General features: G+C 64.8%; 12 protein-coding genes. 4 read left to right on the forward strand and 8 right to left on the reverse strand.

Going from position 1 to position 15,014, the window contains the following annotated elements; translation table 11 throughout:
- Positions 1 to 7: 7 nt before the first annotated feature.
- Both ACW17U_RS11385 and ACW17U_RS11390 read right to left on the reverse strand, forming a co-directional pair.
- Positions 8 to 445 (reverse strand): DUF4112 domain-containing protein, encoded by a 438-nt coding sequence (locus tag ACW17U_RS11385; protein WP_492052510.1) that lies wholly within the window; start codon positions 443 to 445, stop codon positions 8 to 10.
- Positions 446 to 487: 42 nt separating this feature from the next.
- On the reverse strand, positions 488 to 952 hold the full coding sequence (locus tag ACW17U_RS11390) for a DUF4112 domain-containing protein (RefSeq protein WP_166504322.1): 465 nt from the start codon (positions 950 to 952) through the stop codon (positions 488 to 490).
- Between the two features lie 192 nt (positions 953 to 1,144).
- Between ACW17U_RS11390 and ACW17U_RS11395 the strand changes: the two genes are divergently transcribed.
- Positions 1,145 to 1,462 (forward strand): heavy metal-binding domain-containing protein, encoded by a 318-nt coding sequence (locus ACW17U_RS11395; RefSeq protein WP_062145269.1) that lies wholly within the window; start codon positions 1,145 to 1,147, stop codon positions 1,460 to 1,462.
- A gap of 46 nt (positions 1,463 to 1,508) precedes the next feature.
- On the opposite strand, the gene ACW17U_RS11400 is transcribed toward ACW17U_RS11395, so the two are convergent.
- Positions 1,509 to 2,297, reverse strand: a complete 789-nt coding sequence (locus ACW17U_RS11400) for a hypothetical protein (RefSeq protein WP_492052512.1) — start codon at positions 2,295 to 2,297, stop codon at positions 1,509 to 1,511.
- A gap of 84 nt (positions 2,298 to 2,381) precedes the next feature.
- Entirely contained in the window at positions 2,382 to 5,342 is a 2,961-nt protein-coding gene (locus tag ACW17U_RS11405) for a TonB-dependent receptor domain-containing protein (protein ID WP_492052514.1), read from the reverse strand.
- A gap of 296 nt (positions 5,343 to 5,638) precedes the next feature.
- Here ACW17U_RS11405 and ACW17U_RS11410 point away from each other — a divergent pair, with 296 nt between their 5' ends.
- The gene (locus tag ACW17U_RS11410) at positions 5,639 to 7,681 is read left to right on the forward strand and encodes an alpha/beta hydrolase family protein (RefSeq protein ID WP_492052516.1); all 2,043 of its coding nucleotides are present in this window, start codon (positions 5,639 to 5,641) and stop codon (positions 7,679 to 7,681) included.
- 61 nt (positions 7,682 to 7,742) lie between these two features.
- Here ACW17U_RS11410 and phaH read toward each other — a convergent pair whose 3' ends face one another.
- The 4 genes from phaH to ACW17U_RS11430 form a co-directional block, all read right to left on the reverse strand.
- Entirely contained in the window at positions 7,743 to 8,423 is a 681-nt protein-coding gene (gene phaH / locus ACW17U_RS11415) for a phasin PhaH (protein WP_492052518.1), read from the reverse strand.
- A 97-nt stretch (positions 8,424 to 8,520) separates the two neighbouring features.
- Positions 8,521 to 9,804 (reverse strand): chromate efflux transporter, encoded by a 1,284-nt coding sequence (chrA, locus tag ACW17U_RS11420; protein WP_492052520.1) that lies wholly within the window; start codon positions 9,802 to 9,804, stop codon positions 8,521 to 8,523.
- On the reverse strand, positions 9,801 to 10,628 hold the full coding sequence (gene rlmJ / locus ACW17U_RS11425; RefSeq protein WP_492052521.1) for a 23S rRNA (adenine(2030)-N(6))-methyltransferase RlmJ: 828 nt from the start codon (positions 10,626 to 10,628) through the stop codon (positions 9,801 to 9,803). The genes chrA and rlmJ overlap by 4 nt, the downstream gene beginning before the upstream one ends.
- Positions 10,625 to 11,638 carry a helix-turn-helix transcriptional regulator gene (locus ACW17U_RS11430; RefSeq protein ID WP_492052523.1) on the reverse strand — a complete coding sequence of 338 codons (1,014 nt, stop codon included), beginning with the start codon at positions 11,636 to 11,638 and terminating at the stop codon, positions 10,625 to 10,627. The genes rlmJ and ACW17U_RS11430 overlap by 4 nt, the downstream gene beginning before the upstream one ends.
- Before the next feature lie 71 nt (positions 11,639 to 11,709).
- Between ACW17U_RS11430 and ACW17U_RS11435 the strand changes: the two genes are divergently transcribed.
- On the forward strand, positions 11,710 to 12,054 hold the full coding sequence (locus tag ACW17U_RS11435) for a hypothetical protein (RefSeq protein ID WP_062145250.1): 345 nt from the start codon (positions 11,710 to 11,712) through the stop codon (positions 12,052 to 12,054).
- Positions 12,055 to 12,338: 284 nt separating this feature from the next.
- The gene (locus ACW17U_RS11440) at positions 12,339 to 14,990 is read left to right on the forward strand and encodes a TonB-dependent receptor plug domain-containing protein (RefSeq protein ID WP_492052525.1); all 2,652 of its coding nucleotides are present in this window, start codon (positions 12,339 to 12,341) and stop codon (positions 14,988 to 14,990) included.
- Positions 14,991 to 15,014 lie beyond the last annotated feature (24 nt).

The following is a 15,014-nucleotide window of genomic DNA, read 5'->3' on the forward strand; positions in this document are numbered from 1 at the left end:
GGGCTGGTCAGCGCTTGCCGGCCTTGGCCCGCTTCTTGGGCGCGCGCTTCAGCGCCACGTCATCGGGCAGGCCATGCCGCGCCTCGATGTCCTTCTGCAGCGCCTTGGCGGCCATCAGGTGGCCGGGGAACATCATGTCCACTACCGAGCCGGCGATCGGCACGGCGTCGGTGGCGGTATCCATCGCCACATAGGCCAGCATCCGCGCCAGGGTCACGAACGAGGCCCCGGCCGACAGGCCGTGGATCAGGAGCAGCCCGCCGGCACCCATGCTGTAGAGCGGCCCCACCACCGGCACCCAGGACAGGACGCCATCCAGACCCAGGCCGAAGGGTCCGAGACCGATCAGGCGGTCAGACAGGCCCTTGATGGTCTCTGCCGACTTCCAGGCGCGGTGCGCACGGGCCCGGCGCGTGTCGGCGAACGGGGCGGCTTCATCGGTCATGCTTGATCAACGCCTCGCCCGTCCAGAAAGTGTTGCCTGCCGTCAGCCCAGGAAAACGACCCGGCGCTTTTCCTTGCCGGCCTGAATCCGGGCCAGAAGATCGCGATACTCCGCCGTACCCTGGACCTCCTTGCGGCTGCCCTCGAAATAGATGGTGTCGTCCATATGGTTGATCAACATGTCGGCCGACCACTTGTGGCCGGTGAACAGCACGTCGGCGACCTTGCCGGCGACCGGCAGGGAGCCGGCCACGGTGTCGATCAGGATGATGGCGACGATCTGGATGACGATCATCGGCGCGGCGCGGGCCCGTACGGCGTCCATGATGATCAGGCCGCCGGCCCCGAGGCTGTAGAGCTCGCCAGCGCCCGGAATCCAGGTCAGCAGGCCGTCGAGGCCGACGCCGAGCGGGCCGACACCCACGACATTGTCCGACAGCTTCTTAACCCGTTCCACATTGTTCCGGATGTTGTGCAGGTCGAGGTGCGACTTGGCGAAGATCACCAGAAAACTCCGGGGTGAAGAACTGGGCCCAATCTGCCTTAACCATCGGCGCGCAGGAAGTGGCAGAACGCCAGATTCCCGCAGGAGGCGAGATTGACGCAAGAAAGCGCCGCTTTGCAGGTGAGCCCCTCGCGGAAGCCGCAGTTTGCGCCTAAGTTAACGACGTTGTCGCGTGTGCCGCACAGGGGTTTATCGATGCTGATCTCGACCACGCCCTTCATCGAAGGCCGGCCGGTTCAGGACTACAAGGGGGCGATCTACGCCCAGTCGATCCTGGGCGCGAATGTGGTGCTGGACCTGATGGCCGCCATCCGCGACTTCATCGGCGGCCACTCGAAGTCCTATGAACGGGTGCTGGGGCGGGCGCGTGATGACGCCCTGAAGAACCTGATCAAGGAAGCCGAGAAACTGGGAGCCAATGCGATCGTGGCCGTCGACCTCGACTACAACACCGTCGGCCCCAATGGCTCGATGATGATGGTCTCGGTCTCCGGAACGGCCGTGGTGATCTAAAACCCTTTGACCCGCCCCTGATGGAGCCATCAGGTCGGAAAAGGCTCTAGGCGTAGCCCAGAAGGGCCCGCAGGCCGGGGGCGTGAAAATCCACGATCCGCTTGTGGACGTCTGACAGAACGCTCGGCAAGTCGGCCGTTACATTGAGGTTTTCGCTGGCGGTCCGGCTTTCCCGGCGATCGGCACCGGCCTCGACCCGCTCTCGCCAGTCGCTCGGCAGATCCAGACCGCAATCGGCCAGCAACTGGCGGAAAAAGGCCTCCGACCGCCTGGACCCAAGGTCATTCAGGCTCTCGACAATGTCCTCATAGCGCACGATCACGGCGCTGGAACCCATCCAGGCCACGGCGTTAAGGGCAAAGATGTCCTTCAGGTCCGGCACCTTTCCGTGGGCGCCGAGGATCATCATCATCACCACATCCTCGGCTGAGGCTGCGCCGCCCTTGATGTGGTTCAGATTGCCCTGGAATTCGTCCGAAAGGTAGAATCGCGCCCGGGCCAGGACCCAGTCATAGGGATCGCGGACCAGCACGATATGGCGAACATCGCGCAGGGCGATGGCCGACTCGTCCGAAAACAGCATGTGACCCCAGCTGATCATCGGTCTGGCGGCCGAGAAGGCCTCCGGCCCGTACTGCCTGAGGATGGCGTGCTGGATGTATTCGCGGCGCCAGTGCTGCTCCGGCGCGACGAACATCCGCAGGATGTTGCGGATCAGATGGGTGCCGGCCTTGGGCACGCTGTTGAGATAGACCGGCGTCGCCAGGCTCGCGCGCTCGAACTGCAGGCCGATCTCGTCGAGATTGTCGGGCTTGCCCCGGATTATGGCGTTCACGCGATCAGGTCCCCAACTCGGATATCAATACAAAAACGGCGGCGGGTCGCCCCGCCGCCGTCATGTTAGTCCAATCCGCTAAGACTAGAAGCGCGCCGTGATGTTCAGGAACACGCGGCGACCATAGTAGTCGTACTGCGAGGCCAGAACCGAGGTGCCGACCGTGCTGTAATTGCCCTGGCCGCGCGACACCGCCGGGGGCTCTTCGTTGAACACATTGGCCACGCCGCCGAGGACCGACCAGTCGTCGAACTTCTTCTGCAGCGAGAGGCTGTGATAGGCCGTGAACTCGGTGTGGATCTTGTAGAAGGTGGTCCCCGCCGCGTTCTTGTCGGCATAGTCCTCGGCGTCAGACGCCTTGCCGACCATGTCGATGCCCCAGAAGCCCGTCCAGTCGCCCTTGACCAGCCGGAAGTTCAGCTGACCGGTCCAGTCCGGATCGCCGACAAAACCATTCTTGTCGATCGTCGTGCCGGCGAACAGGGCCGTGGTGTCCTCAAGCTGCCAGGTCGACTGCAGGTCGACGGTAAGCTTGCTGTCCCAGGGCAGCTCCTGGCCGTAGCGAACGGTCAGGTCGATGCCGCGGTTGGCCTGCTCGGCGATGTTCAGATAGTTGTTGGTGACCTTGTTGATCAGGTTGGAGCCCGGCGTGCGGGTGAACAGCTTGCACAGAGGATCGTTCGGGAAGGACAGCGAACGATAGCAGCCCGACACGATGCGCGCGGCACCGAGCTGGGTGATCTCGTCATTGACCTCGATTTCGAAGTAGTCGACCGCCACGTTCAGGTTGGCGAAGCTGGGGGTCCAGATCACGCCATAGGTGACCGCCTTCGAGGTTTCAGCCTCGAGAGCGCCCTTGCCGCCGCCCGCCGTAACGGTGGCCGACGAGCCGGCGCCCGAATGGGTGCCCGGAATGCCCGCGGCGGCGCAGTTGTTGGCGACGTATTGCGGCAGGTTGCCCTGGGCCAGGTTGGTCGCCCAACGGATGCAGGGGTCGAGCGTGCGCTGTGAGGCGAAGCTCGTCTCGGCATTCTTGTAGAGTTCGAACAGGGCCGGAGCGCGGAACGACGTGCCCTTGGTAGCCCGCAGGCGCAGCGACGGCACGATTTGCCAGTTCAGGCCCACCTTGTAGGTGTCGTCCTCACCATAGCTGTTGACCTTGGTATGACGGCCCGACAGCGACAGCTCGACATTCTCCGCGAAGGGCAGGCCCTTCAGCAGCGGAATGCTCAGCTCGCCGAAGAACTCGCGCGCCAGGTCGTCGCCCTTGGTGATGCCGGCCGTGGAGGAGCCCCACACATTGCCGGCCAGGGTGACGGCACCAGGCGTGTCGTTGATCGAGTCCTTGCGATAGTGGAAGCCGAAGGCGGCGCCCACCTCACCGGCCGGCAGCTTGAACAGCGAGCCCGAGGTCGAACCTTCGATGACCAATTGCTTGTAGATGGTCTTGCCGGCTTCATTGTCGAACAGGAAGGCTTCTTCGGCAGCCGTGTACTTGCCGGCCAGGAAGTCCGGCGTGACCCAGCTGACGTCGACGCACTTCTTCTTGCTGATCGGTGTCGTCTGGCCCGCGCAAGACCCGGTGCGGAAAGCGCCGATATCGACGGCGTCTTTCAGGATCACGTCACGTGAATAGACGCCCTTGGAGTGGCTGTACTGGCTGAAGATGTCCCAGTCCCAACCCTTCAGGAAATCGATCTTGCCGAAGTCGCCGCGCAGGCCGCCGACAAAGCGCTGATAGTCAACGCGCTGGCCGTCACGGGCCCGGTTGGTGACCGGGGTCGGCGACAGGATGAAGTCGCCGGTGAAGCCCTTGCTGAACGGGTCGATGTCGCCGGTGTAGAAGTAGCTCCAGAACTGGCGATAGCCGTTGCTCTTGGTGGCGCGGCGGTTCAGCAGCAGTTCGCCATAGGCCTCGACGCTGTCGGTGATGTCGAACGCGCCCTGGGCATAGATGGTCGAGCGCTCGTTGCGCGGCACCAGCGAGGATTCGAGATTGAACGGGCTGTTGAAGTCCAGAACGCCGTTGTCGGCGGCCTGGGGATCATCGCTGTAGCCCACGGTATAGAAGCCGGCCGGCGCGCCCGGATAGTTGGCCGCCTGGCCCGGCGGCACGCGGGGGATCAGGCCGCCCAGCTTGCCGTCATAGTCGAACTGCAGCTTGCCATCGAGACCGGCGAAGCTGAAGTCATAGAGCCAGATCTGATCATAAAGCAGGTCGCGGCACTGGGCCGAACCGGTGCGGGGATCGATGGTGTCCTTCCGCTTGCCGCTGGAGTCGGTGATGTATTGACGGCCGCAGTTGGTGTAGCTGCGATCACCGATCCGCTGCTCGGCGGTCTTCGAATAGTCGTAGGAGACGTTCAGGAAGCCGCGGTCAAAGGTCTTGCCCCAGCTGATGCTGCCGCGGCTCTGCTCGCCGCCCTTGTCCTGGGGCTGGCTGACGAAGGCATCGATCTCGAAGCCTTCCGTATCGCGCTTGGTGATGATGTTGACCACGCCGGCGACGGCGTCGGAGCCGTAGATCGACGAGGCACCGTCCTTCAGAATGTCGACGCGATCGATCGCGGACACCGGAATGACGTTGAGGTCGACGGAGGACACGCCACCGCGGACGCCGGCCGGACCGGTGCGACGACCATTGACCAGCACGAGGGTACGGTTTGCACCCAGACCGCGCAGCGAGATGGTTTCAGCACCGGGGCCACCGTCGGTGACGAAGGCGCTGGAGATGGCCGAGGTCACCTGCGGCGAACCCGAGGCGATGGTCGAGGTCTGCAGCAGACCCGCAGCGGTCGAGATGCCCTTCAGCTTGCCCTGTTCAGCACTGATCACCTGGATCGGGTCGGGGCTGTTGAATTCGCTGCGCTTGATGCGCGAGCCGGTCACGACCAGCTCTTCGATCTCGGTCACGTCCGCCGGCTTGTCGGCGGTGGTCGGCAGGGGCGCGGCGGCCTGGGCGAGAGCCAGGGTCGGCGCAAAGGCGGTGACCGCCAGTCCGGCCATGACCGTGGTGGCCAAAAGATGCTTACGATGGTTGGACATGACAGAAACGCCTCCGTGAATTCCCATAGGGCAGCAAGACCGACAGCTTCTTCGGACAGAGGCGTGGAATTTAACTGCGATGGGGACAAGAGCGCGATCCGGGGCTGCACCGCAACCTAGGTGTCGTCTTTGGGTCGTATTTCCGACACACTGTGTCTTTCGGTACGCACCCAACGGTCGGATCGGCGCAAGGCCTGCAGAGTCACGGGCTTGGCCGGGCCGACGCACCCGCTATGGTGGCAACGGGTTCGCTGGCCAGGCGCCCCCAAAGAAACGCATTCAGACTGGAGCCGACTGTGAGACTAGACCCGCGCCCGCTCGCCGCAGCCGCAGCCGCCGTCCTGCTGGGCCTGACGGCCCCTTCGCTCCAGGCCGCGCCACTACCGGCCAAGGTGTTCGCCGACCCGCCGGCCATCAGCAACGTGCAGATCTCGCGCGACGGCAAGCACATCGTCGCCCTGACCAGCCAGAACGGCCAGAGCCCGATGATCTCGGTCTGGAGCACGGACGCCCTGGACAAGCCGCCGGCCGTGATCTCGGCTGCCAAGGTCCGCATCCTGGGCGTCAGTTTTCTGAAGAATGACCGCCTGCTGGTGCGGACGATCCAGACCTTCACGGTCGGTAACATCAAGACCCACCTGAGCCGGCAATATGTCTCTGACCTGGAAGGCAAGTCCTGGAGCACGCTCCTGCCGGACGGTCGCACCCGTTCGGAGAGTGATGCCTTCCAGGCCAAGTTCGACGATGCCGGTGTGATCGACTTCCTGCCCGCTGATCCCCGCAACATCGTGGTCGAAGACCGGCGCCAGGATACCCGGGGCGACATTCTCAAGCTGGACATCTATTCGGGCGTTACCGAGCGGCTGATGCGCGGCTCCGAACGCTTCGGCGGCTTCCAGGTGGACCTCAAGGGTGAGATCCGTACCCGCCAGGAGTTGGGCTATGACAATGGCGCGGTCTATTTCGCCCAGTGGATCCGCGACCCGGCCAGCGGCGAGTGGTCCGAGCATTTCCGCTGGTATGCCAAGGACCGCGAGCCGGTTGCCATCGTCGGCTTCACCGACGATCCCAACATCCTCTACATCTCGTCCAGCAAGGGTCGCGACAAGGCCGGTCTCTATGTCTACGACATCAAGGCCCGGCAGATTGTCGAGCCCCTGCTCGAGCACAAGCTGTTCGACGCCGGCGGCATCGTCACCTCAACGGCCAAGGCTGACTATGGCCGGGTCCTGGGTTTCTCCTATTCGGGAGCGACCAACACCACCTACTGGACGGACGAGACCTTCTCGACCCTGAACAAGAGCCTGCGCGCCGCCCTGGGTATCAAGACCAGCGTCGTCAACTGGACGGATCCAGCGACCGGGGCAGCAACGCGCCTGCCTGTCGCCGAAGGTGCAGATGCCGCGATCACTGACTGGTCAGAGGATCTGAAGCACTTCATCGTCGAGAAGTCGGGTCCGGCCAATCCGGGCGAGTACTATCTGCTCGACACCTCGGGGACCCTGAAACTGCTGGGCAAGGTGCGGCCCGATCTCGACTCCGCCGCCCTGGGCACCACACGTCTCGTTCAATACCCGGCCCGTGACGGCCTGATCATCCCGGCCTATCTGACCACCCCGCCTGCCGACCAGTTCGGCCCCGGCCCCTTTCCGACCCTGATCGAACCCCACGGCGGCCCCTGGGCACGGGACTATCTCGACTGGGATCCGGCCGGCTGGGTCCAGTACTTCGCCAGCCGCGGCTATGCGGTCCTGCAACCCCAGTTCCGCGGATCCGAAGGCTGGGGCCAGAAGCTGTGGCGCGCCGGCGACGGCGAATGGGGCCAGAAAATGCAGGACGACAAGGATGACGGGGTCCGATGGCTGATCGACCAGAAGGTCGCTGCGCCCGACAAGGTGGCCATGTTCGGCTATTCCTATGGCGGCTATGCAGCCCTGGCCGCCGCCATCCGGCCCAATGGTCTCTATCGTTGCGCCATCTCCGGTGCCGGAGCCGGCGACCTGGCCAGCATCAAGCAGGCCACCTTTGACAACCGCTTCCAGCGGGAGTTCCAGAACCCGACCATCCGGGGTCTTGATGCCCTTGAAAAGGCACGGGACTCCCAGATCCCGCTGCTGATCTATCATGGCGACCGCGACCAGATCGTCGACGTCAAGCAGTCGCGCAAGTTCGTCGACGCCCTGAAGGCAGCCGGCAAGCCGCACCGCTATCTCGAGATCAAGGACATGGGCCACCAGCTGGCCACCATGGAACCCGCCATGGTCGAGACCCAGCTGGTCGAGATCGAGAAGTACCTGAACACCGAGTGCGGCAGCGGGGGCATCGGCGCGAGCCGATGACCCCGAAAAGGCCCCGTCAGGCCCATCGCTGAAAGCGGGCCGGACGGGTCACTGCCCGGCTTCAGGCCTCGACGGTGGCGGCGAAGCGCTTGGCCTGGGCCACCCAGGCATCGCGGTCGGCCCGACCCTTGAGATTGAGCAGCTGATCGATCGACTGGATGTCCTCGGTGGTCCAGGCGGCGATCTGGGCAAAGCGCGTTACGCCCAGTTCAGCCAGGGAAGCCGCCAGCTTGGGACCGATCCCGACCAGCCGGGTCAGGTCATCAGCCTGGATCTCGAGGCTGGCGTCCAGATCAGGGCTTTCGGTTTCGGCGACGCGCTCAGGCTCGACGACGGGTTCGACCACGGCCACAAGCTCAACGGCCTCGATCACGGCCGCTTCAGCCTCGACCACCGCCGGGATCTCGACCTCGGGGGCCAGAACCGCATCGGCGGCTTCCTCCGGCGTGTCCAGGGTTTCGAGCGGCTCCTCGGCGACAAAGGCGACCGGCTCGGCCACTAACTCAACCGGCGGATCGACGACGGGCGCGGCTGCGGCTTCGGCTACAGGCTCAGGGGCGTGACCGGCGTGGGCTTCAAGATTGACCGCCTCGCGCCAGCGTGAGGCCCACCACCACCAGGCCGCTCCGGCGGCGGCAGCGCCCCCGAACATCAGCCACAGGGGCGAGGCCGCCCCGACCATCACATGGGGTGCCGTTTCGGGATCAACCCGCTCGGACTTGAACTCGGGAAGGAAAGACAAGGAGGAAACCATGGCGCGCGCTCCGGCAACCGCGATTTTGTGCAACGCAGCATAACACAGATCTCACGTTCGCAAGTGCGAAAATGTTGCCCCTAGGTCAAGTCAATCCAATCCCTTCTAGCACCAGTCCGGCCAGGACCATCACCACCACCAGGGCCAGCATCGGCAGGCGCAGGGCAAAGGTCAGACCCAGGGCCAAAACCGTCAGTCCCAGGGCCCCGGCATCAAGACTGGCGGGATCCGGGACTGTCACCTTCAAGGCACCCCAGGCCAGGGATTCACCCGTGCGGAACAGCAGATGGGTCGCAAACCACAGGGCCAGCTGGGCAATGACCCCGACCGCCGCCGCCGACACCATCGACAGGGCCCGGGCCGGTCGCGGCCGGCCACGCAGGCGCTCGACGAAGGGCCCGCCGGCGAAGATCCACAGGAACGACGGCGCGAAGGTCGCCCAGGCTGCCATCAGACCGCCCGCGAGCCCGGCGATCCAGGCCCATTCCGGCGCGGCGGCCTGATAGGCCCCGACAAAGCCGACAAAGACAAAGACCAGGAGCAGGGGTCCGGGCGTCGTCTCGGCCAGACCAAGGCCGTCCAGCATCTGGACAGGCGTCAGCCAGCCGAGGGCCGAAGCCGCCTGACCCAGATAGGCCAGGGCCGCATAGGCTCCACCGAAGCTGACCACGGCCAGTCCGCTGAAGATGGCACCCATCCGCGCCACCACGGAGTCGGGCGCCAGAATCAGGGCGGTCAGAACGGGGGCCAGCCAGACGACCAGCCAGACCAGGACGGTACGCAGGGTTCCGCGACGCGGCGTGGACTCTATCGCCACCGGCTCCGCCGTTGCGCCTCGGCCAAGAACCCAGCCGACCAGACCGGCTACAAGGATCAGGACGGGAAACGGCACGATGGTGAAGCTCATCAGCCCAAAGGCGGCGACCGCCATCACGGTGCCGACCCGATCCCGGACGGCGCGTCCGCCGATCCGCAGCACCGCCTGAGTGACCAGGGCGACAACCGCCGCCTTGAGTCCCAGAAGCACCGGCCCGGCCCATTCCGACCGCCCATAGACGATATAGAGCGCCGACAGGCTCAGCATGACGGCCAGGCCGGGCAGGATGAACAACAGTCCCGCCGCGACGCCACCCCGCACCCCGTGCAGCCGCCAGCCCAGCCAGACGGCCAACTGCTGGGCCTCCGGTCCGGGCAGGAGCATGCAGAAGCTCAAGGCATGGGCGAAGCGCGCCTCATCGATCCAGCCCTTTTCCTCGACAACAGTCCTGTGCAGCAGGGCAATCTGGCCCGCCGGTCCACCAAAACCGAGGCAGCCGATCTTCAGCCAGACTCCGAGGGCCTCGGCAAAGCTCGGCGAACTTCGGGTCATGCGACGGTCCGCCAGATGCGGGCCGCACCGCCGGCCTGGCCCAGCTGACGGACGATCCACTCGGTCGCGCTGCGGACGGCGGGCTCGACCTCGCGCGGGGCACCGACCAGAACCATCGCACTGCCGTTCATCTTCATCGGGTCCAGCAACGGCCTCAGCCTGACCTCGGCGATTAACGCGTCGTTCGTGACAGTTTCCAGCGCACGCACGAAGGCGTCGAGGGTTTCCAGGTCCTTCAGCGGCGTCCAGATCGCCAGGACAGAGGCGGGATCCCTTTGCAGGGACTGGCGCGTCGTCTCGACGATGCGGGCATAGTCGTCCGGCCGTTCAAAGGGCGGATCGATCAGGATGACGCTTCGCCCGCCCCGCCCTGCCCGGGTCTGGGCGGTCTCGTAGCCGTCCGCCTTGCAGGCCTGGGCGAACGGAAAAGGTGCCAGAGACCGGCGCAGCAGGTCGAAGTCGTCGTCGCGCAATTCACAGGCGGTATAGCGATCCTCCCGGCGAAGGGTGCCGGCGATCAGCAGAGGCGAGCCCGGATAGAGCGGGCCGTCCCGGCCGCCATTCATCGCCCGCACGGCCGCCATCAGGGGCGCGAAAACCGGAGGGGGAGCCGGGTCCGCAAGCAGACGGAAGATGCCGGCCTCGGCCTCACCCGACCGCCGCGCCATCTCGCCACTGAGGTCATATCCGCCGGCCCCGGCATGGGTGTCGATCACCGCCAGGCCGGGGGACTGCGCCTTCAGGGTTTCCAGAACCGCCAGCAGGATGGCGTGCTTCTGAAGATCGGCGAAGTTGCCGGCGTGAAAGGCGTGGCGATAGTTCATGGCAGAGGCAGGGTCCCGGAGAGGTCCGCCGCTCTATCATGGACCGACAGGGCCCGGCGAAGTTCCTCGACCATGATCTGGCGCAGGCTGGCCGGCGCGACGATCTCGACGCCGTCGCCCCAGGTGAACAGGTGCCAGGCCAGTTCGAGCATGCCGGCGGCCCGAAAGGCCACCGTGACAGAGCCGTCCGGCTCCGGACGCACGGTCTGGGTGGCGTGAAAGCGCCAGCGCAGGGCATCCTCGGCCCGGTCAGGACGGATCCGCAGAACCACGTCCTCGACCGCGCCGTGATAGATGCCGAAGCTTTCGTCGGCGAAGGCCTGCAGCGAGAAGTCCTCCGGCGGCGGGGCCGGTCGATCCAGCAACCGCAGATCCTGCATGCGGTCCAGCCGCCAGGAGCGTGGACGCGGATCCTCGCCCTCCAGAGCGACCAGATAGTTGCTGCGGGCAAACAGGATGCCCAGGGGCGTCACCTCGCGCGTGCGGCCGGGCGTGCTGCCCCCTTCATAGCGAAAGGACAGCGCACTCAGCCCCTTGATCGCCGTCCGGATGGCGGCCAGGGCGGTCACGTCCTCATAGGGCCGGGGTCCGGCATGGACGGCGATGGTCTCGGCCTGGACAAGGGCCTCGACATCGGGAGCCACCTTGCGCCGCGCCGCGCCGCGCAGGGCCGACAGCAACTTGCGCTCCAGGGCATAGAGCGATGATGCCCGTCCTTCCGCCCCCGAAGCCCTGTAGGAATCGGCAGCGGTTCGGAGGGCCGCCAGTTCCTCGGCGGTCGGAGTCTGGAACAGACCGTCCAGCCCGGCCGGAATGCGAAACCGCCGGGTCGGCGGGTCCTCGACCACCTCCATCTGCGGAAAGGCCGCCCAGACCGCATCGCGCATGCGCTCCGCCGTGCGGCGTCCGACCTCCAGGGCCCGCGCCATCTCATCCAGGGTCATGCCTTCGGCCGATCCCGCCAGCATGCGGGCCAGGTCCAGGAGACGTGCAGCTTTTTCGTGCCTCATACGTTCTCCATACGACCGAATCTGGCGCATGGCACGCGCAAACAGGACCGGTCCGAACCCTGGAGGTCTTGATGTCCCGTTTTGCCTGCCCTGTCTGGGCCATTGCCCCGGTCAATGCCCCGATGATTTCGGCAGTCCTGGCCTTCGCGGACATTCACCGTGACCTCGGCCGCGGACGGACCCTGATGCGGATCAGCCCCGAACGCGCCGCCCGCGCCGACATCATCCTGCTCCTGGGTCGGGACGCTGATCGGGTGGTGGACCTGGGCGTGGTCTGGAACGACCGCGAGGACCAGATCATCCGGGTCATCGACGATGCCGAACGGCGCGACTCACGCCTGGCAGCCTGGGAAGATGCCTATGACCTGTTCGAGTCCGAGGTCTGCGAACCCGCCGATCACCGAATGGTCGCCTGACGCCAGCAGGCTTCCGCGACCCGGATTGCCCATTCGGGCGCTCCGCTCTGCCTAAAAATGCGGTCTCGACGCCACCCAAAGGGGCGCCGGGGCCGTTCTGGTGTCCTGTGACAGCTTCATGTCGACCCGGCCATTGCACAAGTCGACGACTTCAATCCACGCTTAATCGTTCGGCAACGTCCGAGTGAAAAATCGCGTCAGTGTCAAAAACAATAAAGGTCGGGAGAAAACAGCCGTGGAGAAGGATTCAATCGTGCGTTTATAATTGAACGAGGGGGCTCTCTATGACTCGGCACTTGAAATCGACACTTCTCGCCGGCATCTCGGCACTTAGCGTTACTCTTGGATACTCGGCCCTGGCGCACGCCGCCGAGACTCCCGCCGACCCGGCGGCAGAAACCAATTCCGAACTCGAAACCCTGATCGTCACGGCACGCGGCAAGCCCCGCACCGTCCTCGACAGCGCGGTCCCGGTGGACTCGTTCAGCGAAGCTGACCTGAAGTCCGCCGCCTTCACCGACACCAATGACATCCTGAAATCGCTGGTTCCGTCCTACACCCTGGCTCGCGAGCCGATCTCGGACGGTGCCACCTTCGTTCGCCCCGCCAGCCTGCGCGGCCTGCCCACCGACAAGACCCTGTTCATGGTCAATGGCAAGCGTCGCCATCGTTCGGCCCTGGTGACCATTGGCGGCACCGGTGCCCAGGCCCCCGACGCGGCGACCATCCCGGCTTCAGCCCTGAAAAACGTGGTCGTCACGCGTGACGGCGCGGGTGCCCAATACGGCTCGGACGCCATCGCCGGCGTCATCGACTTCCAGCTCAAGGACAGCCCCAGCGGCGGTTCGCTCACCGCCCAGTACGGCCAGTTCTTCCTTGGTGACGGCGAAGACGTGATGGTCACGGGCAATCTCGGCCTGCCGATCGGCGACAAGGGCTTCGTCAACGGGACCTTCGAATATACCAGCCAGAACCAGGTTCACCGCGGCAAGCAGTACTGCAATGTGGGGATTCCCAACCAGTCGGCCGGCTTCTGCGTGGCGTCCTACGGTGCCGCCAACCCGGCCTACCGCGCCCTGATCACGGACTATGTGCAGAAGTGGGGTCAGCCGGACTCCGAGGCCCTGCGCGGCGTGATCAATGCCGGCTATGACATCAGCGACAGCCTGTCGCTCTATGCCTTTGCCAACTATTCGAAGAGCAGCGCGACCGAGTACTTCAACTATCGTCCGCCGGTCAGCAATGCGGTCAATGCCACGCCGATCCGCCAGGCCGACGGCTCGATCTTCCAGTTCAGCTCGATCTTCCCGGCCGGCTTCACCCCGATGTTCGGCGGCGACGTCACCGACTACAGCCTGACGGGTGGCCTGAAGGGCAAGTTCGCCAACGGCGTCACCTACGATCTGAGCGGTCGCTACGGGAACAACAAGATCGCCTACACGATCTGGGACACCGTGAACCCGTCGATGGGACCGGCCTCGCCGAAAGAATTCTACGACGGCTCGCTCATCTCGACGGAAAGCGCAGCGAATGCCGACTTCGCCTATGACTGGACGGTCGCCGGCATCAGCACCCCGGTGACCCTGAATTTCGGGGCCGAGTACCGCAAGGAAGGCTATGAGATCACCCCCGGTGATGTCCCCTCCTACATTGCCGGTTCCTGGTCGGTCCCTGACCCCTTCGGCTTCTGCAATGCGACCACCCGGACCGCCACGGCCAAGGGTGCTGCCCTGCCCTCCACGGCCGGTCTCAACTGCGCCAACTACAAGTCAGACGCCACGGACGGCTTTGCGGGCCTCGATCCCGTCTACAATGCCCTGGGCGTCGGATCGAACGGCTTCCCCGGCAACACGCCGTCCTATTCAGGCGAACTGACCCGCGACTCCTATGCCGGCTATGCCCAAGCCTCGGCCAACATCACTGAGGCTTGGTTCCTCGACGCGGCGATCCGGGCCGAGAAATTCTCGGACTTCGGCGACACCTTTAACGGCAAGCTAGCGACCCAGTACCAGATCACCGAGGATTTCGGCATTCGCGCGTCAGCCGGTACGGGCTTCCGCGCCCCGACGCCCGGCCAACTGTTCACCACCAACGTTTCGACCCGCGTCGAAAACGGCGCGATCATTGCCTCGGGCCTGTTCCCGGCGACCAACCCGGTCGCCAAGTACATGGGCGCCAAGGAACTGAAGCCGGAAAAGTCGGTCAACCTGGCGCTTGGCTTCACGGCCTCGCTGTTTGACGGCATGAGCCTGACGGTCGACCTCTACAACATCGCTATCGAAGACCAGTTCTATGCCACCAGCGCGATCACGGTGACGCCGTTGATCAAGTCTGCGCTGATCAGTGCCAAGATCCCCGGTGCGGACACGATCGGCCAGGTTCAGTTCTTCCAGAACGCCTTTGACTCGACCACCACCGGTGTCGACGTCGTGGCGACCTACAAGAAGGCTTGGGACAATGGCCAGTCGACCAGCTTCACCGCCAGCGCCAACTGGAACAGCTTCGTTGTCGACAAGGTCAACAAGCCCACTCCGAACACCTCGGGCGTGACCTACACCTTCTTCGACGGCGAAAGCGTCTATGACTTCAAGCATGCCGCGCCGCGCTGGAGGAGCACGCTGTCGGCCACCCACGAGATCGGCAAGTTCAAGATCCTCGGCCGGGCCAATATCTACGGTCCGTACAAGAACATGTTCAGCGTCGGCAAACCCGACGTGATCCAGAAGTGGGATCCGGAGATGATGTTCGACACCGAGATCTCCTATGCCGCGACCGACACCTACTCGATTGCGGTCGGGGCCCGGAACCTGTTCTCCAACTATCCCGATCCGGATCTGACCGGCGAGTCGGCGACCAATGGCCGGCTTTACCGCTCGGACTCCATCGTCGATTGGCAGGGCGGTTTCTGGTACGCCAAGGTCTCGGCGACGTTCTAACAGCGCACTACCGAGCCAAAACGA

This window comes from Caulobacter sp. AVps16 (assembly GCF_058681455.1).